The 21,001-nt window shown below is 61.3% G+C and carries 24 protein-coding genes; 13 read left to right on the top strand and 11 right to left on the bottom strand.

Annotated elements, in window-relative coordinates; translation table 11 throughout:
* Positions 1-25: 25 nt before the first annotated feature.
* Together ACIQWO_RS20950 and ACIQWO_RS20945 are read left to right on the top strand one after the other, a co-directional pair.
* A complete protein-coding gene (locus ACIQWO_RS20950; protein ID WP_402828476.1) occupies positions 26-532 on the top strand; it encodes an AAA family ATPase in 507 nt (168 codons plus the stop codon).
* Positions 533-1,017: 485 nt separating this feature from the next.
* Positions 1,018-1,704: a phosphatase PAP2 family protein gene (locus tag ACIQWO_RS20945; protein WP_402828473.1), complete on the top strand. Its 687-nt coding sequence runs from the start codon at positions 1,018-1,020 to the stop codon at positions 1,702-1,704.
* Between the two features lie 489 nt (positions 1,705-2,193).
* On the opposite strand, the gene ACIQWO_RS20940 is transcribed toward ACIQWO_RS20945, so the two are convergent.
* Positions 2,194-2,958, bottom strand: coding sequence for an SDR family NAD(P)-dependent oxidoreductase (locus tag ACIQWO_RS20940; protein ID WP_402828470.1), 765 nt, complete (start codon positions 2,956-2,958; stop codon positions 2,194-2,196).
* A 159-nt stretch (positions 2,959-3,117) separates the two neighbouring features.
* On the opposite strand from ACIQWO_RS20940, the gene ACIQWO_RS20935 reads away from it, so the two are divergent.
* Positions 3,118-4,038, top strand: a complete 921-nt coding sequence (locus tag ACIQWO_RS20935; protein ID WP_402828467.1) for a LysR family transcriptional regulator — start codon at positions 3,118-3,120, stop codon at positions 4,036-4,038.
* Positions 4,039-4,171: 133 nt separating this feature from the next.
* Positions 4,172-5,218, top strand: coding sequence for a cation diffusion facilitator family transporter (locus tag ACIQWO_RS20930; RefSeq protein ID WP_402828464.1), 1,047 nt, complete (start codon positions 4,172-4,174; stop codon positions 5,216-5,218).
* Between the two features lie 84 nt (positions 5,219-5,302).
* Here the strand turns inward: ACIQWO_RS20930 and ACIQWO_RS20925 are convergent, their stop codons facing one another.
* On the bottom strand, positions 5,303-5,938 hold the full coding sequence (locus ACIQWO_RS20925) for a hypothetical protein (protein WP_402828461.1): 636 nt from the start codon (positions 5,936-5,938) through the stop codon (positions 5,303-5,305).
* 385 nt (positions 5,939-6,323) lie between these two features.
* On the opposite strand from ACIQWO_RS20925, the gene ACIQWO_RS20920 reads away from it, so the two are divergent.
* Positions 6,324-6,839: an Lrp/AsnC family transcriptional regulator gene (locus tag ACIQWO_RS20920; protein ID WP_402828458.1), complete on the top strand. Its 516-nt coding sequence runs from the start codon at positions 6,324-6,326 to the stop codon at positions 6,837-6,839.
* Between the two features lie 16 nt (positions 6,840-6,855).
* Here ACIQWO_RS20920 and ACIQWO_RS20915 read toward each other — a convergent pair whose 3' ends face one another.
* The gene (locus tag ACIQWO_RS20915) at positions 6,856-7,710 is read right to left on the bottom strand and encodes an EamA family transporter (protein ID WP_402828455.1); all 855 of its coding nucleotides are present in this window, start codon (positions 7,708-7,710) and stop codon (positions 6,856-6,858) included.
* Positions 7,711-7,872: 162 nt separating this feature from the next.
* Entirely contained in the window at positions 7,873-8,784 is a 912-nt protein-coding gene (locus tag ACIQWO_RS20910; RefSeq protein ID WP_402828452.1) for an alpha/beta fold hydrolase, read from the bottom strand.
* 391 nt (positions 8,785-9,175) lie between these two features.
* Between ACIQWO_RS20910 and ACIQWO_RS20905 the strand changes: the two genes are divergently transcribed.
* Positions 9,176-9,811 carry a superoxide dismutase gene (locus ACIQWO_RS20905; RefSeq protein WP_402829179.1) on the top strand — a complete coding sequence of 212 codons (636 nt, stop codon included), beginning with the start codon at positions 9,176-9,178 and terminating at the stop codon, positions 9,809-9,811.
* Positions 9,812-9,998: 187 nt separating this feature from the next.
* Here ACIQWO_RS20905 and ACIQWO_RS20900 read toward each other — a convergent pair whose 3' ends face one another.
* Positions 9,999-10,328: a hypothetical protein gene (locus ACIQWO_RS20900; RefSeq protein ID WP_402828449.1), complete on the bottom strand. Its 330-nt coding sequence runs from the start codon at positions 10,326-10,328 to the stop codon at positions 9,999-10,001.
* On the opposite strand from ACIQWO_RS20900, the gene ACIQWO_RS20895 reads away from it, so the two are divergent.
* Positions 10,327-11,829 carry a SulP family inorganic anion transporter gene (locus tag ACIQWO_RS20895; protein ID WP_402828446.1) on the top strand — a complete coding sequence of 501 codons (1,503 nt, stop codon included), beginning with the start codon at positions 10,327-10,329 and terminating at the stop codon, positions 11,827-11,829. The two genes, ACIQWO_RS20900 and ACIQWO_RS20895, sit on opposite strands and share 2 nt — an antisense overlap.
* A gap of 20 nt (positions 11,830-11,849) precedes the next feature.
* On the opposite strand, the gene ACIQWO_RS20890 is transcribed toward ACIQWO_RS20895, so the two are convergent.
* Both ACIQWO_RS20890 and ACIQWO_RS20885 read right to left on the bottom strand, forming a co-directional pair.
* Positions 11,850-12,269 carry a c-type cytochrome gene (locus tag ACIQWO_RS20890; protein ID WP_402828443.1) on the bottom strand — a complete coding sequence of 140 codons (420 nt, stop codon included), beginning with the start codon at positions 12,267-12,269 and terminating at the stop codon, positions 11,850-11,852.
* Between the two features lie 86 nt (positions 12,270-12,355).
* Entirely contained in the window at positions 12,356-12,547 is a 192-nt protein-coding gene (locus ACIQWO_RS20885) for a hypothetical protein (RefSeq protein ID WP_402828440.1), read from the bottom strand.
* Between ACIQWO_RS20885 and ACIQWO_RS20880 the strand changes: the two genes are divergently transcribed.
* A complete protein-coding gene (locus ACIQWO_RS20880) occupies positions 12,541-13,080 on the top strand; it encodes a DUF6622 family protein (RefSeq protein WP_402828437.1) in 540 nt (179 codons plus the stop codon). The two genes, ACIQWO_RS20885 and ACIQWO_RS20880, sit on opposite strands and share 7 nt — an antisense overlap.
* Before the next feature lie 116 nt (positions 13,081-13,196).
* On the opposite strand, the gene ACIQWO_RS20875 is transcribed toward ACIQWO_RS20880, so the two are convergent.
* From ACIQWO_RS20875 to ACIQWO_RS20860, 4 genes are all read right to left on the bottom strand, one after another.
* On the bottom strand, positions 13,197-13,994 hold the full coding sequence (locus tag ACIQWO_RS20875; protein ID WP_402828434.1) for a transporter substrate-binding domain-containing protein: 798 nt from the start codon (positions 13,992-13,994) through the stop codon (positions 13,197-13,199).
* 63 nt (positions 13,995-14,057) lie between these two features.
* Entirely contained in the window at positions 14,058-14,786 is a 729-nt protein-coding gene (locus tag ACIQWO_RS20870) for an amino acid ABC transporter ATP-binding protein (RefSeq protein ID WP_039401080.1), read from the bottom strand.
* Positions 14,770-15,423 carry an amino acid ABC transporter permease gene (locus tag ACIQWO_RS20865; RefSeq protein WP_402828431.1) on the bottom strand — a complete coding sequence of 218 codons (654 nt, stop codon included), beginning with the start codon at positions 15,421-15,423 and terminating at the stop codon, positions 14,770-14,772. The genes ACIQWO_RS20870 and ACIQWO_RS20865 overlap by 17 nt, the downstream gene beginning before the upstream one ends.
* Complete coding sequence (locus ACIQWO_RS20860) at positions 15,420-16,223, bottom strand: amino acid ABC transporter permease (protein WP_402828428.1); 804 nt, start codon at positions 16,221-16,223, stop codon at positions 15,420-15,422. The genes ACIQWO_RS20865 and ACIQWO_RS20860 overlap by 4 nt, the downstream gene beginning before the upstream one ends.
* Before the next feature lie 450 nt (positions 16,224-16,673).
* On the opposite strand from ACIQWO_RS20860, the gene ACIQWO_RS20855 reads away from it, so the two are divergent.
* The 5 genes from ACIQWO_RS20855 to ACIQWO_RS20835 all read left to right on the top strand — a co-directional run bounded on the left by ACIQWO_RS20855 (position 16,674) and on the right by ACIQWO_RS20835 (position 20,919).
* On the top strand, positions 16,674-17,135 hold the full coding sequence (locus ACIQWO_RS20855) for an Lrp/AsnC family transcriptional regulator (RefSeq protein ID WP_039401071.1): 462 nt from the start codon (positions 16,674-16,676) through the stop codon (positions 17,133-17,135).
* Positions 17,136-17,423: 288 nt separating this feature from the next.
* The gene (locus ACIQWO_RS20850; RefSeq protein ID WP_402828424.1) at positions 17,424-18,047 is read left to right on the top strand and encodes an iron transporter; all 624 of its coding nucleotides are present in this window, start codon (positions 17,424-17,426) and stop codon (positions 18,045-18,047) included.
* Between the two features lie 96 nt (positions 18,048-18,143).
* Positions 18,144-18,467: a cupredoxin domain-containing protein gene (locus tag ACIQWO_RS20845; RefSeq protein WP_402829177.1), complete on the top strand. Its 324-nt coding sequence runs from the start codon at positions 18,144-18,146 to the stop codon at positions 18,465-18,467.
* Between the two features lie 58 nt (positions 18,468-18,525).
* On the top strand, positions 18,526-19,365 hold the full coding sequence (locus tag ACIQWO_RS20840; RefSeq protein ID WP_402828421.1) for an FTR1 family protein: 840 nt from the start codon (positions 18,526-18,528) through the stop codon (positions 19,363-19,365).
* Positions 19,366-19,524: 159 nt separating this feature from the next.
* The gene (locus ACIQWO_RS20835) at positions 19,525-20,919 is read left to right on the top strand and encodes a 4Fe-4S binding protein (RefSeq protein WP_402828418.1); all 1,395 of its coding nucleotides are present in this window, start codon (positions 19,525-19,527) and stop codon (positions 20,917-20,919) included.
* Positions 20,920-21,001: the final 82 nt, after the last annotated feature.

Here is a 21,001-nt window from a genome sequence, read left to right as displayed (position 1 = left end):
GTCATTGCCAGACATTGGGCCTGAAATGTTGATTGTCTTTGCTGGACTCCCTGGTACGGGAAAATCGACGGTTGCCAAGGAACTCGCGCGTGCGATTGCTGCGGTTTATATCCGTATCGATACGCTTGAGCAGGCGTTTATCGGCTCGGTCGATAGCGAGGTGGATATTGGTCCCGCAGGCTACATCGCCGGATACGCGGTGGCCAAAGACAACCTTGGTTCCGGCCTGACCGTGATTGCCGATTCCGTCAATGCACTGCAATTGACTCGGGACGCATGGCGATCAGTGGCGGCGGAAATGGGAGTCGGCATTCTGGAAGTCGAACTGATTTGTGCCGACGCGTCTGTGCACCGTCAGCGAGTGGAGGCGCGGCAATCCGACATTTCCGGCCACAAGTTGCCAACATGGAAGCGCGTCATTGAACGCCAGTACGATCTGTGGGATGTCGACCACCTTGTCATCGACACCGCCCGCGTCTCGGTAAGTCAGGCGGTGGATCACATCGTCAATCGAATGAAGACCCTTGAGTAGAGGGGCGCTGGACACGGAAATTGAACAACTCGGGTGGGGCGGAATCGGCCATCCACGTCGGCTATTTTCTCTCGAAATGTTAAATCCACGACTTGTCTTGGATTTGTAAGCACTACTCCCCTGGATCAAATCTCGACTAGTATTCGTCAACGGGTTCGTGTCTAGTCAATTCCTACGTATTCCAAAAAAATGGAGCGCCGATGCCGGGGGGGAATTGGGCAGTATTCAAAGCTACGTGGATCTTGAATTGTGTTTTGGTTGTAGCGGACTTTGTTTGGGGGCGACATATAGGTTTGGTGCTCGGATTAGATGAGGTATGTTGGGTTGTCTCTCGCGGCTGCCTCGGTCTTCTAATCGCTTCGGGGCTACTCTTTGCGTCAGGAAATTTTAAAATAGTCGGAACGGCACGCGGTCGCTTTTATCGTGACGCAGCATTAGGGATTCTCTGGATCACTAGTCTGGCTGTATTCACGTGCGGCGCGACGGTGCTGCAGTATTTGTCCGTGTCCTGGGGCGCTTCGGATGTCGCCGAGGTCCTAATATCCGTCGACGAGACATTCGGAATTCAGTGGCCTCGCATTTACGCTGCGGTCCATGCCAGGGAGTGGCTGGATATCTTGCTGGGAGCGGCTTACGATTCGCTGTTCTTGCAGATGGCTTTGATGCCGTTTGCGCTAATCATCGCGGGGAAAGTCGAACACTACGCAGAGTTCGTCGTTCAGTTCATGACGGCAGCGTTGATCGTTGTGGTCATCGCAACACCGTTTCCCGCCGAGAGCGCCTTTACTCATTTCCATGTCCCGGATGTGAGCGCTACCGCGTCTGTCTCCGATTTCAGCGACTTCCGTTCGGGGAAGATGCGAGAACTGTCATTTGGCACGATGCAAGGTCTCGTCTCGTTTCCCTCATTCCATGCGGTCTTAGCCGTTCTGATTCCGTATGCGATGCGACGACTTAAGCATCTTTTTCTCTTGTTTCTCCCCTTGAACGTTCTGATGCTGGCCTCTACACCGGTGCGTGGCGGCCACTACTTGACCGACGTCGCCGGTGGCCTTGCAGTGGCCGTCGTTTCAATTTGGATAGCATCACGGCTGTTGGGTGATCGATCATGGAGCGAACCTGGGGCTGTGGTTGCCACTGACGGGCGGTCTCAGGTAGCGCGTGAGGCTTAGGCTGTTTGGCATTCCTGCTGCCAGGCCTCAATTTTCTGCACCGTTCTTGCACTTGTGTTGGGGGGGGCGAATGCTTCGAGGCGCAGCGATTTCTATCGGCCTGATGGCTTCGATTACCGGGTGCGTCAGTCGGCTGGAAACGGGATGGGTGAGTCCTCCACAATGCAGCGAACCTCGTCCTGTCTACATAAAGGCGAGACTCCACCGATCACCGTTAATGCCAAACCCGCTCGTTAGCTATGTGGTCGACGAGCATGCCGGTGTGCGAGATGTCGTTCTCAAACAATCGTCCGGTTCGGATGCCCTCGATGAGGCGGCGCTCACTGCGGTGGAAGACATAAGCTGCACCCGACCGGCGATGGATCATAGTGGCTACGCGTGGCCCTACGCCATCACGACCGAAGTCAAGTTCGGGTTTCGATAGCGTTGCCGCACCCGAAGCCTCGGGCATCGCGCGACCTGCGCATGCTGCCCGGGCTTCGGTTTCCTTCAAATCTGCTGCTGACCACCATCAACGAACAACTCCGCACCGTTCACGAAGCTGGCGTCGTCAGACGCAAGGAACAGCGCTGCGCTGGCGATTTCCGTCGCTTCGCCGAGACGCGCCAGCGGAATCTGTGCGGCAAGGTAGTCGGCCAGCCCTTGACGTTGTGCGGCGTCGTCGCCTGCGAGATCGAGCAGGCCGGGAGTGCGGGTTGCGCCCGGGCTGATCGTGTTCACGCGGATGCGGCGCGACTTCAGGTCGAGAATCCAGCTGCGGGCAAACGCGCGCACCGCTGCCTTCGAGGCCGAGTACACACTGAACGCCGCAGTCCCCGAGCTGCCCGCCGTCGAGCCGGTCAGGATCACCGACGCACCGTCCGCCAGCAGCGGCAGTGCCTTCTGCACCGTGAACAGCACGGCCTTCACGTTACGGTCGAACGTCTCGTCGTAGTGCGCCTCGGTGATGTCGCCGAGTGCGAGCATCGAGCCGCCGCCAGCATTCGCAAACAACACGTCGAGACGACCGTGGGCTTCGCCGATTTGCTTGTACAGCGAATCGAGTTCTTCCAGCTTCGTCGAGTCAACGCGAAGACCGGTCGCCTTGCCGCCGACTTCACGAATCGACGCGACGGCCGTATCGAGTTCGGCCTGACGGCGTCCCGTCAGATAGACGTGCGCGCCTTCCGCAGCAAAGCGTTGTGCCGTAGCCAGGCCGATGCCGCTGGTTGCGCCGGTGACGAGTGCGATCTTGTTTTCGAGTTTGCGTGCCATGGTGTTGCTCCTTCGTTCGATTCAGTGTGTTGGTTGGGCCGGTGTCCGGCGTTCGCAACGCGTTGTCGGTTGCGATGTGATGAGAATATCGACGCGCCAATGTTTTCGAAATAGAATCAATTGCAAACCAACGTTGCAAATTTGAAATGATGGGTGATCGTGTCCAAGCTGCCTGATTTCGAAGGACTCGCGATGTTTGCCAAGGTCGCCGAGGAGGGGTCTTTCGCGGCTGCGGCGCGCGAGATGGGGGTGTCGGTCGCCACCGTGTCGCGCGGCGTCGCGCGCCTGGAAGACCGCTTGGGCGCACGGCTGTTCAATCGGACGTCGCGTCAGTTGGCGCTGACCGAGTTCGGCAGGACGTTGTGCGAGAAAGCTGGCGAGATTTACCGGCAGGCCGAAGCGGCGGAGGGCGCTGCCCGTGAGATGTCGGTGCAGCCTCGCGGGCTGGTGCGACTGGCCGTGCCGATGTCGTTCGGGCTGCGCTGGGTCGCGCCGTTGATGCCGGAATTCTTCCGGCGGTATCCGGACGTCCAGGTCGATCTGCATCTGGCCGATTCGACCGTCGATCTGGTAGCGGAGGGATTCGATGCGGCGCTGCGTATTGCTGCGCTGCCGGACTCGTCGCTCGTCGCGCGGCGTTTGTGCACGGTGACGCAATTCGTCGTCGCGTCACCAGCGTATTTGAAGCGCGAAGGCCGACCGGCGCATCCGCGAGAGTTGGTAGATCGGCCTTGCATGTCTTACGCATACCGTGCGCGAAGCGACGTCTGGCGCTTCGCCAACGATGCCGGAGATGAAGAACTGGTGACGCCAGTCGGCCCGCTTCGCGTGACCAATTCCGATGCGCTGCTGCCGATGCTGCTCGAAGGACTCGCCATCTCCGAGTTACCGGAGTTCATCGCCGCCGAATATTTGAGCGACGGGCGGCTCGAAGCGATTCTCACCGGCTGGTCGCTGACGAAAGGCGGCTTGTACTTCGTTACGCCGTCAGCACGTGCAAGACCAGCGAAGGTCAGCGCGTTGTCGTACTATTTTGCCGAGCATCTGAGTGAACCGACGTGGCGCTGGCCACGCGAATGACTTCATTCCGGCAGGCGCGTTCAGGATTTTCGCGATCTGCATCAATACATGACTGGCGTGATCTCGAAAGGACGTTGACGACGAAGTCTTCGCCACAGGATTAAAATCCTCTCATCTCGACGCGAGGTCTGCCATGTCGCATTCACCGAACGACGCTCATGATCATGGGCATCACCACGGGCACGCTCACTCACACAGCCACGCCGGGCACAGTCATGCCGGTCATAGTCACACCAGTGGCGTCACCGATCAGAAGCGGATTGGGATCGCGTTCGTCATCATTGCGATCTTCATGGTCGTCGAGGTCGTCGGCGGGTTGTTGTCCGGCTCGCTCGCGCTGCTGGCCGACGCCGGGCATATGGTCAGCGACGCCGCCGCACTTGCCTTCAGCTGGATCGCGATTCACTACGGCAAGCGTCCCGCGACGTTGCAACTGACCTACGGGTACAAACGCCTCGAAGTCCTCGCCGCATTCGTGAACGGCTGCGCGCTTTTCGTCATCGCGGCATGGATCGTCATCGAAGCGATACGACGGTTCGCCGCGCCAGTGCCGGTCGTCGGCATGACCATGCTCATCGTCGCGTTCGCCGGACTGCTCGCCAACATCGCCGCCTTCATGGTCCTGCACGGGGGCAATCGAGAAAACCTCAACATGCGCGGCGCATGGCTGCACGTGATGGGCGACATGCTCGGATCCGCTGCCGCCATCGTCGCGGCTGGCGTGATTCTTCTCACGGGATGGACACCCATCGATCCGCTGCTGTCGATCTTTGTCGCCGTGATCATTCTGAAAAGCGCGTGGGGCATCGTGAAGTCCTCCGCGCATATCCTGCTCGAAGGCACACCCGACTCGCTCAATCCGACGGAGATCAAGGCCGATCTGGAGACGACCGTGGTGGAAGTGCAGGGCGTGCATCACATCCACGCGTGGTCGATCACCGGCGAGCGCCACATGATCACGCTGCACGCCGTGCCCGCGCCCGGGGTGAGTGCGCGCGACGCCATGACTGCCGTGCAGCAGCGTCTCGCCGCACGCTTCAACGTCGAGCACGCCACGATTCAGATCGAAGACGCGGAGTGTGCCGACGGCCACAGCGGCGCAGATTGCGACGGAGCGTCAGCTTCGTCGTCCCCATCGCCCGCCCGTTCCTCACACGAGGATCACGGCCACTCGCACTGATCGGAACAATGCGGGGCAGCGACCCGAGCGCGCGTTACGCTGCGCACGGGCCTGCACCGCTGCCAGCCATTTCCGTGACACTAGTTACCACTTGTACGTCACGCCGACTTTCACGATCGGGTAGAACTTGAGCTTGTTGGCCTTGTCCTGAAGCTGCTGACGCTGGTCGTCGACGGTGGCTTGTCCGACAATCGCCGTGATGAGCGGCGGGACGTCGAGTTCTACGGTCGGCTTGCCGTAGGCGACACCGGCGTCGAACGACATCGACCAGCCCGGCGTGGCCAACGGGCTATGACCGAAGCCGATGCCGACATACGGTCGCACGGTCGGCAACTTGATGCGCCCGGTCACCGATTGACCTGCGGTCGGATACGCGACACCTCGATAGACGTACGTGTCTTGCACCGCATGGCCGACGAGATCGACATGGTCGTCGCCGACCAGCATCCCCGCCGTCAGACGAAACGGAATCGTCGCCGGTGCAGGGAAGAAGTCGGCGTAGACGCCCCCGTGCACAAAACGTGCCTTCCCGTCATAGCGAACCTGACCCGCCGTGAAGCTATGCGACAGCGCCAGACCGTTCACATCGGCGCGCACCCCAAGGTGACTCGTCACACCGACACCAGCGCCAATGCCGAGACCTTCCGTACCTACCGCGCCATACACCTCGATGGCTTGCGCGTGCGCGGCGCTCGCGAGCATCGCCACGGCAAAAGCCATTGCCTTGCAATTCATGTTGCTTAACTTTCAAAATGAGTGAGAGGGACGTCGAGGAGGCGGTGTTGATCGGCGACCGTCGTCCGACGGTGCAACACGTTGACGTGCCTGCGATGATCGATGGACAGACTTCACTACTTCCCCGGCGTGATCTTGCGTCCCTGTTTCAGGTGACGTTCTGATTTTGTGGCGCGATCCTAGCACGCGCCCCGTGACAGTCTGACGGGCTGTGAAGATACGTTGTGGGGGTGCAACATGGCCGTCGGAGGCCGCGTCGGACGTCAAAGACGACGGATTCCCCCGGCCCCCGACGCGGGCCGACGCGCGTCGTAGAATGACGAACCGGTCGCCCGCGAGCGCCGATTCCCTCCTGTCACATTCCCGGTAAATGAGAAATAAAACCGACAAAAGCGCCGAAAAAAGCGCCGACATAGCCGATCTCGACCGGTTCGATCTGAACATCCTCGACCTGGTCCAGACGAATAACCGGCTTTCGCACGCGGCCATCGCCGAGCAAGTGGGGCTTTCCACGGCCTCGGTGCAGCGGCGCATCAGTCGGCTGGAGGCGCGGGGCGTCATCCGGGACAACGTCGCCGTGCTCAACCCTGCGATGATCGGCAATCCGGTGACAGCCGTGATCGAATCGCGACTGGTCGAGGATCGAAGCGTCGTGATGGATCGTGCGAAGCGCTACTTCCGGGGCGTCGACGAAATTCAACAGTGCTATTTCGTCAACGGCGGCGTCTCGTTCATCATCATCATGATTTCCCGCGACATTCCGCATTTCGAGCAGCTTGTCCGCCAGCACTTCGCGGACAATCCGGACATTCTCACCTACCGGACGCTGATCGTGCTCGATCAGGTGAAGACCGGCCTGAAGCTTCCGCTCTTCGATCTGATCTGACGACAGCGCTACGACGTCATGCGTCGGCGCGTGGCCGCGAAAACAGCGCACATCCCGCACATGCAGCGACGACGCACGCGATCCCGCCACATTGCGTCGGCGTCAGCGTCTCGTTCAGGACAAGCCATCCGGCGATGGCGCTGACGGCGGGCGACCCGCTCAGCAGCACGCCGAACACGCGCGCGGGCAAACGTCGCATCGCGTAGATATCCAGCAGAAACGGCAGCATGCTCGACAACACGGCCACGCTGAAGCCGACCATCAGCACGTGTGTGGACATCAGCGCCGTGCCCGCCTGCGCGACCCCCAGCGGCACGGCGATCGCCGCAGCAATCGTCATGCCGACCGCCACCGATTGCCCGCCACCGGCCGACGCTCTGCGCCCCACGAGCACGTAGATCCCCCAGAACAAGGCGGCCGCCAGCGAAAACGCGACGCCACGAATGTCGATCTCGCCTTTGACGTCGCCAATCGCGAGCCCGACCATGCCGAGCGCGGCCAGCGCAATCCAGACAAGGTCGGACGCGCGTCGGGACGTCAGCAAGGCCGCGCACAATGGCCCCATGACTTCGATGGAGATGGCAACGCTCACAGGGATATACGCGAACGCGCGATAGATGAGCAGATTCATCAGCGCCAGCGTGACGCCGTAGGTGAGCATCGTCAGCCACGAAATGCCCGCGTCGCGGAAATTCAATCGCCAGGGCTTAAGCGCGGCGAGGAGGACGAGAGACGACAGGCCAAGGCGCAGCGCGGCAACGCCTTCACTGCCGACGAGGGGAAACAACGTTTTGGCAAATGCTGCGCCGGTCTGGACGGAGACCATGCCCGCGAACGCGGCGGCGAATGGCACATTCCGGTGGTTGAACATCTGAGTCGGTGGCAATGACGAAGGAGAGGAAATTCTAATTTCCTCTCCTGATTCATCGCCTCGCAAATGTCGTGTATCCGAGTGATTTAACCGAATTTCGACGTCGGACGATGCGAAAACTTATGCGCGTTGTGCTGCACCGGCGATGCAATGCAAAGGCGTTTACTGAAGAAACTCGGTAATCGCCGTCATCGTCGCTTCCGGTTGCTCTTCCATCAGCCAATGCCCGGCATTCGGGATGACCGCGCCTTTGACGTTAGTCGCCGCAGCGCTCGCGACCGTCGCCATCATCGTGGCAAAAGACTTCTCGCCGCCAATGGCCAGCACCGGCATGGGGAGCGGTCCTTTCGCGAGGTAGGCCTTGTTGTCGATGGCGTCCTGATCGAATGCGTGGAATTGCTCGAAGCCGGAATGCATCGCGCCGGGCAGCGCATAGAAGCGCGTGTAATGCCGACGCGACGCTTCATCGAAATGCTTCGGATCTGCGGAGAACTCGTTCCAGAAGCGGTCGAGGTAAATGCGTTCGCGTCCCTTCACGAGACGCTCCATATCCGGACCGCCAAAGCGGAAGTGCCAAAGCAGCGGATTCTTCAGGATCTCTTCCCACGGGCCGACGCCGGGAATCGGCGCGTCCATCAGCACCAGTTTCGTCACTCGGTCGGGCTGCTCGGCGGCAAAGGCATACGCCACCATATTGCCGATGTCGTGCGCGACGACATCCACTTTGCCGATCTTGAGCGTATCCAGAACGCCCGCGATATCGCGCGCTTCGTTCTTCTTGTCGTAGCCGTTCGCCGGATGATCGGACAAGCCCATGCCGCGAAGATCGGGCACGACGACGGTGTGAGTCTTCGCCAGGCGCGCCGCCAGCGGTGCCCACATGTCGCCCGTCTCGCCGTATCCATGCAGCAGCACGACCGCCGGTCCGTGGCCGCCGACGCGCACGTAGATCTTCGCGCCGTTGGTGGCGATGGTCTGCTGTTTGAAATCCGGGGGGAACGAGAATTTGTCGGCGAACGCCGGTACGGCATGGAGGGACGCAAGCAACAACACAAACGCAAGCAACTTTCGCATTTCTGACTCCCGTGGATGGATCGGATCGATCTGCTGCAGGTGCGGGTCGTGCCAGTGGTGCCAGTGGTGCTGATGATGCGGATGGCGCGGATGTTCTCACACTTTATTTGGATTGTGCGAAGTCCGCGCCGACAGTGGGTTGCCACAGGGTCTCATTTTTAATGGATGGATGGAATAAGTCGCGGCCCTCCGACGTTATGTGAGTGAGACGGCGCTCGCAACCGCGCTCTCGATCCCCCCAAACGAACTGGAAATGACTATGTCCAACACGCTCCTGTCCCGCCGTCAGATGCTCGCCAGCGGTTCGCTCGGCGGTGCCGCACTCGTCATGTCGAATATTGGTTTTGCTGCGACGTCTTCGCAGAAAACCGCCAAGTCGCAAGGCAAGACGATGGACGAGGCGGCGCTACTCGCCTATCTGGGCGCGTCGCCGCAATCGCTGCCGAATCTGCCCTACGCGCAGGACGCGCTGGAGCCCGTGATCTCGGCGCGCACCGTCGGTATTCACTACGGCAAGCATCATCAGGCGTACTTCACGAATCTGCACAAGCTACTCGCCGACACGCCGCTCGCGAGCGCAACGCTCGAACAACTCATTCTGAAATCGCACGGCCGCGAGGATATGGAGGACGTTTTCAACAACGCTGCGCAGGCGTGGAATCACAACTTCTACTGGAAGTCGCTCAGCCCCGTGCAAACGTCGCCGGACGAGCGCCTCGCCCGCGCCATCGTCGGCAAGTTCGGCTCAACGGAAGCGCTGTCGAAGCAATTGCTGTCGGTGAGCGCGTCGCAGTTCGGTAGCGGCTGGGGATGGCTTGTCGTCGACAAGGGCGAGCTGGCTGTCGTGAAGACGGGCAATGCCGAGACGCCGTTCACGCGCAGCGGACAGCTGCCGCTGCTGACAGTCGACGTCTGGGAGCACGCGTATTACCTCGACTACCAGAATCGCCGCCCCGACTATCTGGCGGAGACGATTGCGAAGAAGCTGAACTGGACTTTCGCTTCGGCCAACTACGCGCGGATCTGAGATCGGTATTCAACCGCGCGCGATTCATCCGTCGCAAATAGAGAGAGCCCTGACGTGTCAGGGCTTTCTTTATTTGCGTTGGCCGTCGAGCGGTTATTGCCAGAAGGGCGATGCGGCGGAGACGAGGCCTGCGAGGTACAGAGCGCCTTCGGCGAGCAGGGGCAGCAGGGGCATGGTGTTTCTCCTTTCAGATTTCGTTGGTGGTGAGTGCGATGGTGCTCGGCGGGCAACTTAGTGGAAGAACGGGCCCATGGTCGAGAGCAGACCGGAAACGTAGCTGTAACCTTCGATGAGCAGCGGGATGATCGGCATGGTGTTTCTCCTTGGGTGGGGCTCGTTGCGGTGTTGCGTGAGCCGTTGAATGAAGTATCCGAGTTACGGCCTTGCGGCGAAACTGAGATAAATACAAGTGCGCTTCAAAGGCTTCGTCCGACGTGTCGATCAAGGCGAAAACCGCCCGGCTGGTAAAATGCGCCTCCGCTGCAATTCGCTGCATCTCCGCTTCAACGTCATTCATGAAGTCTCAATCGCTTCGGGAACAGTGGCTCCCGAACCTCCCCGGTAACGTGCTTGCCGGGCTTACCACCGCCTTTGCGTTAGTGCCCGAGTGCATCGCCTTCGCGCTGGTCGCTCAAGTCAACCCGCTGATGGGCCTTTACGGTGCATTCATCATCTGCGCCCTCACTGCGATCTTCGGCGGACGTCCCGGCATGATCTCCGGTGCGGCCGGTTCGATGGCCGTGGTGATCGTTGCACTCGTGGTCGAGCACGGCGTGCAGTACCTGCTCGCGACCGTGGTGCTCGGTGGGTTGCTGATGATGCTGTTCGGCCTGCTGCGGCTCGGCAAGCTGATTCGCATGGTGCCGCACCCGGTGATGATCGGCTTCGTCAACGGACTCGCGATCATCATCGCCATGGCGCAGCTCGAACACTTCAAGCAGGCGACGCCGCAAGGCACCGTGTGGTTGCACGGCACACCGCTCGCGATCATGTGTGCGCTGGTCGCGCTGACAATGCTGATCGTCTACGTGTTGCCCCGCCTCACGAAGGCGGTGCCGCCCGCGCTCGTGGCTATCGTCGGCGTCGGATTGCTCAGCCAACTGCTGAACCTGCCGACACGCACGCTCGGCGACATGGCCCACATCGCAGGCGCCTTTCCGACGCTGCATCTGCCGCAAGTGCCGTTCACGCTGGAGACGCTTCGCATCGTCTTCCCGTATGCATTGCTGATGGCCATCGTGGGCCTGTTGGAGACGCTGCTGACGTTCAACCTTACCGATGACATCACGCAGACGCGCGGACGCCCCAATCGCGAATGCCTCGCACTCGGCGTGTCGAACGTCGTCTCGGGGATGTTCGGGGGCATGGGCGGCTGCGCGATGATCGGGCAGACGATGATCAACCTCAGCTCAGGCGGACGCACCCGTGTCTCGGGGGCGACCGCAGGCTTCATGATCCTGCTGTTCGTGTTGTTCCTGTCGCCGCTCATCGAGCGAATTCCGCTTGCGGCGCTCGTTGGTGTGATGTTCGTCGTCGCGCAGCAGACTTTCGCGTGGGGATCGCTGCGCGTGCTGGGCAAGGTGCCGCGCAACGACGCGCTGGTGATCGTCGCGGTGACGGTCATCACCGTCTTCACCGATCTGGCGGTGGCGGTGATGTGCGGCATCGTGATCGCGGCGCTGAACTTCGCCTGGCAGCATGCGCGCGAGATTCGCGCCGAGGTCGTGGACGGGGTGGACGGTGTTGAAGGTGCCGATGCACGCACGTACGTCTTGCACGGCACGCTGTTCTTCGCGTCGACGGCCAATTTTCAGGATCTGTTCCGACCGCTGTCGGATGTGCATGACGTCGTGGTCGATTGCCGCCATCTGCACGTGGCCGATCACTCGGCTATCGTAGCGTTCGAGACGCTGCGTGAACGGTACAGAAAAGCAGGGCGGAACCTGCGTTTCGTCAATCTTTCTTCACGCAATCAGCACATGCTCGAACGGGCAGGGGTGAGTTTCGCCGAAGCCTGACGCGACGTTCGGCGTCCCCGTCATTTGAACGTGTGGAGATACGCAATCAGATCGGCGACCTTGCGTTCGTTGCCGATCCCCCAGAAGCGCATCTTGGTGCCGGGCACGGTCTTCCCGGGATTGGCGATGAAGGCGGCAAGGGTCTTGTCGTCCCACACGAGGCCGGATTGCTTCATCTCTTTCGAGTAATCGAAGTCCGCGAGACTGCCCGCGCGACGCGCGGCCAACCCGTTGAGTTGCGGGCCGAAGCCCGAGGCTGCCATCGGGCCGACCGAATGACACGACGCGCAACGCGAAGCAAACAGCGCCTTGCCCGCTTCGATATCTCCTGCCGCGATGGCGGGCGCCGTGACGGCGGCCAGCGTCAGCGCGAAGAGACCGACGCGCAGGCGTGCGGCGAACGAGAGCAATAGGGCGGGGCGGCAAGCGTGCGCGGTCATTGGGTCGAGTCAGGTGAAAGAAGGACGAAAGCGGTGACGAAAGCAAGCCGCTAACTTACCCCTTTCCTTGAACTGCTGCCAGTGAATCAAAAGGGGCGCGGTGCGGCATCGCGTCGCGCGAGTCGCCAGCGACCGGCGATCATTCGCGCCACAAAGCCGACCGTTCGCGACAGCGGTCCGCCGCTCGTCGCAGCGGCGTCGCCGTCCGGCCGGGGCAGTGCGATGCTGCGCTCGTCGCTGCCAGCCAGCTCTCGTCCCGTGGAGTCTCCCGATGTCATTCGCCTTCCTCTCGCACGTTCCGATCTGGGTCTGGGGACTCCTTGTCGCGCTGATCGCGGTGGGCTTGTTGGCAACGCGGCCACGTCAAAAGACGGTCTGGCAAGCGCTGACCATGCCGCTCGCCATGACCGCGTTCTCGATTTTCGGCGTCGTCAGCACCTTCGCGACAAATGTTCCTGCGCTAATCGCATGGTGCAGCGCCGTGGTGGTCACTGTCGCGCTGCGTGCCGCGCTGGGATGGTGGGGCAACGTTCGCTGGGACCCGGCATCGCGTCGCGTGCACTTGCCGGGTAGCTGGCTGCCGCTTGTGTGGATACTCTCGATCTTTGTGGCGAAGTTCACGGTGGCGGTCGCGGTGGCGATTCACCCTGATCTGATGAAGCACGGCGGCTTCGCGGCGTGGGTCTGTCTGACGTATGGCACGTTCAGTGGCATCTTCCTCGGGCGCATGCTCGCCATCGGTCGTGCCGTGCGCAAGGGGCGCAAAGGTGGCAGCGGTGAGCTGCCGGACTCGCCCTCGATGGTCTCATGAACGCGCGATGAACCCGTACCAGAAATGAAAAGGGCCGTCCCTGCCGAGGCAAGGACGGCCCGTCGCAATGCGCTATCGGCCCGACAGTGTTGCGAATGTGACGTGTGCCGTGAGCCTTAAACCGCGCCCTTGGTCACGCTGTCCGGCAGATCGCGGCCGTGGTACTTCTTGTAGATCTCGTTGAGCTTACCGTTCTTCAGATTGGTCTTGACCCAGTTGTTAACCCAGTCCTTGAGCGCCGGTTGGTTCTTGTTCAGCGCGATACCCAGATCGAATTCCTTCTGTGCGAACTTCAGTTCGAGGTTCTTCGCCGGTGCGCGCTTCTGCATTTCGCCGAGGTTCGACGGCGTGCTGGAGAAGATGTCGACCTGACCCGTCACCATCGACGTGATCAGCGTGGCGTCGTCTTCGTAACGCACGATCTGCGCGCCCTTGGCGTTCGCCGTGGTCAGCGTGTCGTTGACGGTGGCGCGCGTGAGACCGATGCGCTTGCCGTCCAGATCGGCGTAGCTCTTGATGTTCATGCTCTTCGGACCACCCACGATGATCGAGATCACGGCGTACGGCACGGAGAAGTCCACGACTTGCGCACGTTCCGGCGTGATCGACAGGTCGGCCACCACGAGGTCGGCGCGGTTCGCTTGCAGCGTCGGCACGCGTGCGGCGTTCGTCACGGACACGATGTCGAGCTTCACGCCCAGGTCCTTCGCGAGCAGCTCAGCCGTCTCGACGTCCGAGCCGACCGGCTTCAGATTGGCGTCGGCGTACGAGTAAAGCGGCGTTCCCATGGCGATGGCCACGCGAATCTTGCCCGCCTTCTTGATGTCGTCGAGCTGATCGGCAAGCGCTGCGTGGGCCATCGCGCCAAGCGCAACGGCGGCGCAGACCTGGGTGAAGAACGTCTTGAGTTTCATGCAATGGTCTCCTTCGAGTGATTGTTGTCTTGCAATATGGACTGACGGGTTCCCGTGGGCCGCTTACAGACCGTTCGCGAGGAACGCGCGCAGTTCGGGGGTCTTCGGGTTGTCGAGCATCTCGCCCGGGCCGACTTCCCAGACCTTGCCCTGATGCATGTAGATGATCTGGTCGGCCACGCGCTTGGCAAACGCCATTTCGTGCGTGACGAGCAACATCGTCATGCCGTCTGCCGCCAGGTCTTCCATCACGCGCAGCACTTCGCCCGTGAGTTGCGGATCGAGTGCGGACGTCACTTCGTCGAACAGCATGACCTTCGGCGACATGGCGAGCGAGCGCGCAATCGCCACACGTTGCTGCTGCCCGCCCGAGAGTTGCTCGGGATAGCTGTCGGCCTTGTCCGAGAGACCGACTTGCGCGAGCACACGCTTGGCGACTTCTTCGGCTTCGCTGCGCGCCATGCGCTTCACATGACGCAGCGCCAGCATGATGTTCTCGCGCACGCTCAGGTGCGGAAACAGGTTGTAGCTCTGAAAGACGATGCCGACTTCGCGACGCAACTGATGCAGATCGATGGACGGATCTTCCACGCGAATGCCGCACACTTCGATAGAGCCTTCGTCGATGGTTTCCAGACGGTCGATACAACGCAAGGCCGTACTTTTGCCCGAGCCGCTGGCGCCGATGATGGCGACCATCTGACCGCGCTCTACTTCGAACGATACGCCCTTGAGCACCGGGTTGTCGCCGAAGCGCTTGTGAATTTCATTGACCTTAACGATTGCCGACATTGAGCCTGTCCTCCAGTGATGCGCTCCAGCGGGAGAGTGGGTAGCACAGCACGAAATAAAACACCCCCACCAGCGAGAACACGAGGAAGGGCTGGAAAATCGAGTTGTTGATGATCTGTCCTGCGCGGGTCAGCTCGACGAAGCCGATGACCGAGGCGAGCGACGTCATCTTGATGATCTGCACCAGAAATCCGATGGTCGGCGGCAGCGACAGACGCACCGCTTGCGGAATGATCACGAGACGCAGCGTCTGCCAGCGGGTGAACGACAGGCATTCCGCCGCTTCCCATTGCGCACGCGGCATGGCTTCGACGCAACCGCGCCAGATGTCGCCCAGATAAGCGCTCGTGTAGACCATCAGCGCGAGGGCGGCGGCCACGATCGAGGGCAGCTCGAAGCCGTACACCGACAGACCGAAGTAGACGATGAACAGCAGAATCAGCAGCGGAATGCCCTGAATCGCTTCGATGAACACTTGCGTGGGAAAACGCAGCCAGCGGCGCGGCGAGATGCGTCCGAGCATCACCAGAAAACCACCGGCCATGCCGAGCACGAAGGCCAGGGCAGAAAGCACCAGCGTCCAGCCGATGGACTGCACCATGTACCCGAGATAGGTGAGCGAGAAATTGCCGATCATGAAGCGCTCCGTTGCGCGGTGTTGCCCGCCGACGTACCGGAGGCGTTCTGAGCTGTGCTGGCAGCGCCCGCCGCGCGTGACGCGGCAGCGCGGCGACGTGCGGCCTGAGCAGTTTGCGCGGCGGCGCGTCGCACGGTGCGGCGGCGCTTGAAGAAGTACTCGCCCGCAGCCCACGCCACGAGCTTCACGAGCAGCGACAGCGCCAGATAGAGCGCAGCCACGACGATGTACGTCTCGAGCGAGCGGAACGTGTCCGATTGCACCGTGTTAGCCACGGCGGTGAGTTCTTCGGCGGAGATCTGCGACGCAATGGCCGACGCCTGCATCATCAGAATGAACTGGGTCGTGAGCGACGGGTATACCTTCTCGATCGACGGCTGAAGCATCACGTGCCACGCAATGCGCCACTTCGAAAGTCCCAGACACTCGGCCGCTTCGATCTGACCGCGCGGCACCGATTCGAGACCGGCGCGAATGATCTCGGCCGCATAAGCGCCGATGTTGATCACCATGGCGAGCACCGACGCCGTGAATGTCGGCAAGTGCACGCCGATGCTGGCGAGACCGAAGTACAGCAGGAAGATCTGAACGAGGAACGGCGTGTTGCGGACCGACTCGATGTAGATGCCGCACACGCGCGACAGCAGACGGTTGGGACTGCGTTTGGCGAAAGCGACCAGCGTGCCCAGCACGGTGCCGATCACGACTGAGAAGACAGTCATCTTCAGCGTGAGCCACGCGCCTTCAAGGAAAACCGGCCAGTAAGGAACCAGCGGGGCGAAATTCAACGAAAAATGCATGGCAAACGCCTGTCTCCGGTGACGTTCGGGGCCGACGCGCCAGGCAGCCATCGTTGCGGTTATGGCATCCGCAGCAGCTGTGGTGGGTCTTTCTTGTACGTCGTCATATAAGTGATGTGATTTTGCGCATCGCCCATCGGCGTTGTCAATAGCCATCCCTTGGGGGGATACCCTTGGCTATCGCCTTTATAGGACAAGGGTTAAAGGCAGTTTTCTACGGTGTGGCGGGGCATCGCAGGTTGCGTGAAGTGCCCTCAACGTCGGGTTGACGGCGGGCGCGCGGAAACCCTTGTCATCGTATCTCTTAGGAGGCCATTGGTCGGCCGCATCGTTACCGCATTGCGCGGCGCGGTCGCTCTATAATCTCGCATCCGTTCTGCCCGATATGACGACCATGACAGACCGAAAACTGCTTGTGCCGCCCAGCAGCCCCCATTCCGGTGAGGGTCGATGACGCTCTCCGCGACGGCCCTCGACGAACTCGACCGCAATCTGCTCGCGCTGCTGCGGGTGAACGCCCGCGAGAGCACGGCGAATCTGGCGCGACGTCTCGGCGTGGCGCGCACCACTGTGGTTGCCCGGCTCGGGCGGCTGGAGCAGGCGGGCGTCATCGCCGGTTACACGGTGCGGCTGGGGCAGGACGCCATCGGCGGCGGGCTGCAAGCCTGCGTGAGCATCAGTGTCCAACCGCGCTCGGGGCGCGATGTGTTGCGACGTCTGAACAAGATGCCCGAGATCCATCTGCTGTGTTCCGTGAGCGGCGAGTTCGACTACGTGGCGTGGCTGCACGCCGCGTCGGCCGATCAGCTCGACGCCTTGCTCGACATCATTGGCGAGATCGACGGCGTAACCCGGACCACCACGTCGGTGGTGCTTGCGCGCAAGATCGACCGGGGTGGTGTGCTGCCCTGAAAGGCCTCCGTCCCTAATTCTTTACTAACAAACGACGGTTATGGTGTCGGCCGCGTGGCAGATCGACGTTGTCATGGCGCGTCACCGGGCATTAGGTAATTTTCCGTAACCGGATACTAAGAATTGCCGGGCACCCCCACCGGGGCTCATGCAACCCTCAAAATTCCCGCATTTTTCCCGTTTCTCCCCGAGTTTCATTGACAACGCCGGTTTGTCTGCCTGTGGCGATAGTGCTAAACTTATTGAGAATTGTTTGCATTAACTTCTCGACAAAACATTGGAGTGTGTATGCGCGTGAAATCCCTCGTGGCAGCGGTGCTGCTTGCCGGTGCGGCCACTATGGCTCAGGCCGCCGAATTCCCGATCGGCAAACCGCTCAATACAGCGGGCATGGAAATTAACACCGTGTACCTCCAGCCGATCACGATGGAACCGGCGGGCATGATGCGCGACGCCGCGAAGTCGGACATCCACCTGGAAGCCGATATTCACGCGATCAAGAACAACCCGAACGGTTACGCCGAAGGCGACTGGATTCCGGGTCTGGAAATCACGTACAAGCTTCAGAAGATGAAGTCGGACGGCAAGACGCCGGACGGCGCAGCGGTCGAAGGTCTGATGATGCCGATGGTCGCGAGCGACGGTCCGCACTATGGCGACAACGTGAAGCTGGCCGGCCCGGGCAAGTATCAACTGACGATGGTCGTAAACGCACCGGGCACGCTTCAAGAGTTCGGTTGCAAGATGGGCGGCACGCCCGCAGCCGGTGCGCACGCAGCACATGGCGGCATGGGCCCGTGGTGCTTCGGCCGTCACGTCGACAAGGAAACCGGCGTGGGTCCGTGGTTCAAGCCGATTACGAAGGTCGTCGATTTCGCATTTGCGGGCGTCGGCAAGAAGGGCGGCTACTAAGCCGGGATAACCTGATGCAGCGTTGGTCAGCCGACCAGCGCTGTTTTCATTTGGAGCAGAAGGATGAATCAGCGCATCGCGCGCCTGTTGGCCACGATGGCGGCCGTGGTGGTGACCTTGTTCGGATTGGGCGTAGCGCAGACCGCGCGTGCCGACGACCTGCCCACCTTCAAGCTGGAAATGAACAACGGCAAACTCAATCCGGCACGTATCGAAGTGCCCGCTGGCAAGCGCATCAAGATCGAGGTGCACAACACCGGAACGAATGCCGTCGAGTTTGAAAGTCTGCAACTGCGCAAGGAAAAGGTGCTCGCACCCGGCGCGCAGTCGTTCGTCGTGATCGCCCCGTTGCAACCGGGCGAGTACAAGTTTTTCGATGACTTCCATCAGCAGGCGCAAGGCGTGATCGTCGCCAAGTAAGCCGGACGTCGTCGTTTCAGTCACACGGTAGTACACGCATTACAAAAGGAATCACACGATGGGTCAGGTCATGTTCATCGTCTGGCGCGAAAGCGTCGAGGCATTGTTGGTGGTCGGCATTCTGCATGCCTGGCTGGCCAACCCGGATCACGGTGCGAAGCGCGGCCTGCCCTATCTGTGGGCGGGGGTCGTGCTCGGTATCGCCGCAGCGGTCGGTCTGGGCGCCGCGCTCGTCGGCTTCACCGAAGTGCTCTCGGGTGACGCGCAAGATTACTTCCAGACCGCTATGGTGCTCGTGGCCTGCGTGCTGATCGTGCAGATGGTCTTCTGGATGAAGCGCAACGGGCGAACGCTCAAGCGCGACATGGAATCGTCGCTACAGAAGAATCACGATCAGGGCACATGGTGGGGCGTGCTGGTGCTGGTCGCGCTGGCCATTGCCCGCGAAGGCAGCGAAACCGCCATCTTCCTGTACGGTCTGGGCTTCGGCCAGGGCGGCAGCGTGCCGATGTCGATGTGGCTCGCTGTGGTCATTGGCTTCGCGCTGGCGCTCGTCACGTTCTGGTTGCTGCAACTGGGCGGCAAGATCTTTTCGTGGCGTCTGTTCTTCCGCGTCACCGAAATCATGCTGCTGTTCCTCGCAGCCGGTTTGCTGGAGTCGGGGCTCGATCGCCTGATCTCGCTGGAGCTTGTGCCGACGTTGGTCGACCAACTGTGGGATACTTCCGCGATTCTGGATGACGCCAGCCCGTTCGGCAGCCTCGTGGCTACACTGACCGGCTACCGTGCGCATCCGTCCGGCATGAATCTGTTGGTGTATGCGGTGTATTGGCTGTTCATGTGGGTGCTGCTCAAGCGAGCAGGCGCTCCGCCGGCCAAGCAGGTGAAGCCCGCGTAAGCGGGTGGTGCACGCCGGGTGGCGATTCCGCCCGGTGATGCACGTGAGTGCACGTGAGCGCACATTAAAGCAGCACCGGACTGAACGGACGCGCCGTACATGAGATCCGTCATTCCGCAAAGGTAATCCCCCGACGCAAGACCCGAGCAAGAGCTACGCATGAGCATCGCCATCACTGTCCCGAACCGACTGGCCCGACTGGGCCTTTTGATGCAACGCCACGGTAAGTTGATACGCGGCGTGCAGTGGGTCATCGTGTTGGTTTATGCGTTCCTGATCTGCGTACCTGTCCTCATGCCATTGCCGGACGAGACGGCGCACATCCTCAACAACCTCACCGTTTTCGCGCAGTTCACCTTCTGGGGCATCTGGTGGCCGTTCGTGCTGCTGAGCATGGTGCTGATGGGGCGCGTGTGGTGCGGTGTTCTGTGTCCGGAAGGCACACTCTCCGAATTCGCAAGCCGACATGGCCGGGGGCGCGCGATCCCGCGCTGGATGCGCTGGGGCGGCTGGCCGTTCGTCGCCTTCGCCGGGACCACGCTGTATGGCCAGATGGTCAGCGTCTACCAGTATCCGAAGGCGGTGCTGCTGGTGCTGGGTGGCTCGACCATCGGCGCGATGGTGATCGGTTATTTCTACGGACGCGACAAGCGTGTGTGGTGCAAATACCTGTGCCCGGTCAACGGCGTGTTCGCACTGCTGGCGCGTCTTGCGCCGTTCCACTTCAAGGTCAACGAAGACGCCTGGCGTCAGTCGTACAACACCAAGGGTCACAAGATCATCCCGATCAATTGCGCGCCACTCGTGCCGCTGCGCAATATGAAGGGCGGCGCGCAATGCCATATGTGCGGCCGCTGCGCCGGGCATCGCGACGCCATCGAACTCACGGGCCGCTCGCCCAGCGAAGAGATCGTGAAGTACGGCGCGACGGAGAACAACAGCATCTGGGATAGCGTGCTCGTCAACTTCGGTCTGCTGGGTGTGGCCATCGGCGCATTCCACTGGACGGTGAACCCGTGGTTCGTCGCGACCAAGACGGAACTGGCGACGTGGCTTATCGACCGCGGCATCATGTGGCCGTTCGAGACGAATGCGCCGTGGTTCGTCTTCACCAATTACCCGGAACAGAGCGACGTTTTCAGCTGGCTCGACGGTGGCATGGTCGTGACCTATATTCTCGGCAACGGTCTCGTGCTGGGGCTGGCGTTCACGCTGATTTTCGCGATTGCGAACCGGGCGATGGGGACGTGGCAGACGTCGCGTTTCAATCATCTGGTGCAGTCGCTGATCCCGATTGCCGGTGCGGGCGTGTTCATCGGGTTGTCGGCGACGACGGTCAGCCTGCTGCGTGCCGAACACCTGCCGATCTACTGGGCGAACGACGTGCGCGCCACCATCCTCGCCGTGACCACGTTGTGGAGCTTGTGGCTGGGCTGGCGCGTGACGGGCCGTCATGCGACGTCGATGGTGCGACGTCTGGCGGGCATGGCCGGTATCGTGGCGGCGCTCGCGCTCGTCAACTGGCTCTGGCTGCTGATGTTCTGGATCTGGTAACGTTCCGGGGCAACGGGCGCCACCCGAACGAATCGCAGGGGCCGGAACGCCAATTGGCGAGCCTCCGGCCCGTAGCCTACAA

It is taken from the genome of Pandoraea sp. NPDC090278 (genome assembly GCF_044772185.1).
Taxonomy (GTDB): Bacteria; Pseudomonadota; Gammaproteobacteria; order Burkholderiales; family Burkholderiaceae; genus Pandoraea.
This window is presented reverse-complemented; position numbering and strand designations above follow the sequence as displayed.

Coding starts and splice junctions, on each gene's coding strand:
- ACIQWO_RS20855 (WP_039401071.1), top strand. CDS start 16,674: ATGACGCTCTCCGCGACGGCCCTCGACGAACTCGACCGCAATCTGCTC.
- ACIQWO_RS20910 (WP_402828452.1), bottom strand. CDS start 8,784: ATGCGAAAGTTGCTTGCGTTTGTGTTGTTGCTTGCGTCCCTCCATGCC.
- ACIQWO_RS20890 (WP_402828443.1), bottom strand. CDS start 12,269: ATGACCGCGCACGCTTGCCGCCCCGCCCTATTGCTCTCGTTCGCCGCA.
- ACIQWO_RS20850 (WP_402828424.1), top strand. CDS start 17,424: ATGCGCGTGAAATCCCTCGTGGCAGCGGTGCTGCTTGCCGGTGCGGCC.
- ACIQWO_RS20915 (WP_402828455.1), bottom strand. CDS start 7,710: ATGTTCAACCACCGGAATGTGCCATTCGCCGCCGCGTTCGCGGGCATG.
- ACIQWO_RS20875 (WP_402828434.1), bottom strand. CDS start 13,994: ATGAAACTCAAGACGTTCTTCACCCAGGTCTGCGCCGCCGTTGCGCTT.
- ACIQWO_RS20870 (WP_039401080.1), bottom strand. CDS start 14,786: ATGTCGGCAATCGTTAAGGTCAATGAAATTCACAAGCGCTTCGGCGAC.
- ACIQWO_RS20865 (WP_402828431.1), bottom strand. CDS start 15,423: ATGATCGGCAATTTCTCGCTCACCTATCTCGGGTACATGGTGCAGTCC.
- ACIQWO_RS20835 (WP_402828418.1), top strand. CDS start 19,525: ATGAGCATCGCCATCACTGTCCCGAACCGACTGGCCCGACTGGGCCTT.
- ACIQWO_RS20840 (WP_402828421.1), top strand. CDS start 18,526: ATGGGTCAGGTCATGTTCATCGTCTGGCGCGAAAGCGTCGAGGCATTG.
- ACIQWO_RS20930 (WP_402828464.1), top strand. CDS start 4,172: ATGTCGCATTCACCGAACGACGCTCATGATCATGGGCATCACCACGGG.
- ACIQWO_RS20895 (WP_402828446.1), top strand. CDS start 10,327: ATGAAGTCTCAATCGCTTCGGGAACAGTGGCTCCCGAACCTCCCCGGT.
- ACIQWO_RS20905 (WP_402829179.1), top strand. CDS start 9,176: ATGGACGAGGCGGCGCTACTCGCCTATCTGGGCGCGTCGCCGCAATCG.
- ACIQWO_RS20880 (WP_402828437.1), top strand. CDS start 12,541: ATGTCATTCGCCTTCCTCTCGCACGTTCCGATCTGGGTCTGGGGACTC.
- ACIQWO_RS20860 (WP_402828428.1), bottom strand. CDS start 16,223: ATGCATTTTTCGTTGAATTTCGCCCCGCTGGTTCCTTACTGGCCGGTT.
- ACIQWO_RS20950 (WP_402828476.1), top strand. CDS start 26: ATGTTGATTGTCTTTGCTGGACTCCCTGGTACGGGAAAATCGACGGTT.
- ACIQWO_RS20845 (WP_402829177.1), top strand. CDS start 18,144: ATGGCGGCCGTGGTGGTGACCTTGTTCGGATTGGGCGTAGCGCAGACC.
- ACIQWO_RS20885 (WP_402828440.1), bottom strand. CDS start 12,547: ATGACATCGGGAGACTCCACGGGACGAGAGCTGGCTGGCAGCGACGAG.
- ACIQWO_RS20900 (WP_402828449.1), bottom strand. CDS start 10,328: ATGAATGACGTTGAAGCGGAGATGCAGCGAATTGCAGCGGAGGCGCAT.
- ACIQWO_RS20925 (WP_402828461.1), bottom strand. CDS start 5,938: ATGGCTTTTGCCGTGGCGATGCTCGCGAGCGCCGCGCACGCGCAAGCC.
- ACIQWO_RS20920 (WP_402828458.1), top strand. CDS start 6,324: ATGAGAAATAAAACCGACAAAAGCGCCGAAAAAAGCGCCGACATAGCC.
- ACIQWO_RS20940 (WP_402828470.1), bottom strand. CDS start 2,958: ATGGCACGCAAACTCGAAAACAAGATCGCACTCGTCACCGGCGCAACC.